Annotated in this window: 2 protein-coding genes; both read left to right on the forward strand. The window is 44.4% G+C overall.

From position 1 onward, the window contains the following. Positions 1–68: 68 nt before the first annotated feature. The gene (locus JZI27_RS24820) at positions 69–401 is read left to right on the forward strand and encodes a transposase (RefSeq protein WP_251243214.1); all 333 of its coding nucleotides are present in this window, start codon (positions 69–71) and stop codon (positions 399–401) included. Then, positions 392–1,321, forward strand: coding sequence for an IS3 family transposase (locus JZI27_RS24825; RefSeq protein ID WP_280209837.1), 930 nt, complete (start codon positions 392–394; stop codon positions 1,319–1,321). Before JZI27_RS24820 ends, JZI27_RS24825 begins: the two co-directional genes overlap by 10 nt. The last annotated feature ends 192 nt before the right edge of the window (positions 1,322–1,513 follow it).

Below are 1,513 nucleotides of genomic sequence, written 5' to 3' on the forward strand. Positions count from 1 at the left end.
AAATTGGATTTGAGTCATACCCCCTTATCCTGTTAAGCTGGTATCAGAAGAACAGAGGGGGATTTTTTATGCAACGGAAACGCTATTCAATCGAGTTTAAACAGCAGCTGATCCAAGAAGCCCAAGAAGTAGGAAACGCGAGCCAGGTAGCCAGACGGCATGGGATAGACGTCAAAATGCTGTATCGATGGATTCGCGATTCGAAACACACGGATTGGCAAAACGCTTCTGCCGATGCAAAGGCTGTAACGAGTTATACACCAAGCCCAGGAGAGTTTCGTGAACTGGAAACCGAGAATGATAAACTAAAGAAATTACTTGGAGAAAAGGATTTGGAAATCGCGATCCTTCGAGATCTTATAAAAAAGGTGAACCCAGCTTATCGGACAAAATGGAAATAGCCGACAAGTGGATACAGCTGGGATATAAAGCCAAAATGGTGCTACGTATTGTCGGCATCCTGGAAGCAACCTACTATTACCGAAAAAACAAAGCCTCCCAAAAACCTCGTGTCTACCACGGAGGGCGGCCAATACCCGGTTATTCTTTGTCAAAGGACGGACAACCTGTCTCTGACGAACAAATCAAAGAATGGCTATCCGAACTGATTGCCGATGAAGAAGCTGCTTATGGATATCGAAAGCTTACGGTCTGCCTGCGGCGAGATCACCAGTTGATCATCAACAAGAAAAAAGTGTACCGCCTGCTGAAAGAAGAAGGACTTTTACAACCACAACGAAAAAAGAATAGTCATCATCCCCGGAGGCTTGCCAATAACCGAGAGATCACCGCTCCGAATCAATTGTGGGAGATGGACGTAAAATACGGATTTATCGCCGGGGAACATCGTTTCTTTTTCCTGATGAGTCTCATCGACGTCTATGATCGAGCCATTGTGGACTATCATATTGGCCTGTCATGTGAAGGAAAACATGCTGCTCAGGTTCTTCAACGTGCTTTGTGGAAACGGCAACAATTCGAACATGAAGATCGCCCTGTTATCCGCACGGATAACGGTCCACAGTTTATTAGCCATGCGTTTGAAGGAGCCTGTCAGCTTTTCCGAACGGTGCATGAACGAATTCCTCCAAAGACACCGAATAAAAATGCTCACATCGAGTCATTTCACAGTGTTTTGGAGAAAGAATGTTTGCAACGAAATGAATTTCAGAACTATCAAGAAGCCTATGAATCCGTAACAAACTATCTGCTCTTTTACAACCAACGCCGGATTCATGGCAGTTTGTACGACTTATCACCCGTAGAATTTGGTGAAGCTTTTTCACTGCAACGCATAAAACCATTTGTCGTGAAAGTATAGTGTGGCAATGGATTGCACAGCTATCCTTTCTTCAACCTAGCGGTCAAGCAGGAAGGGAAAAGTCTGGGGTCAAGTGTACTCCTTGACGCTAGATTTTTCCCTTCCTACACTCACAGGTGGTTGAAGAAGAGAAGAATCATATGAAAATGCGAGAATAAGGGAGAAAGACTCAAATTTTGAGGGGTTAAACCG

Origin of the sequence: Brevibacillus sp. AY1 (genome assembly GCF_029870785.1) — a bacterium.
Lineage (GTDB): Bacteria > Bacillota > Bacilli > Brevibacillales > Brevibacillaceae > Brevibacillus > Brevibacillus invocatus.

Excerpts from the sequence above, each read along its gene's own strand:
- JZI27_RS24825 (WP_280209837.1), top strand. The coding sequence starts at position 392 with ATGGAAATAGCCGACAAGTGGATACAGCTGGGATATAAAGCCAAAATG.
- JZI27_RS24820 (WP_251243214.1), top strand. The coding sequence starts at position 69 with ATGCAACGGAAACGCTATTCAATCGAGTTTAAACAGCAGCTGATCCAA.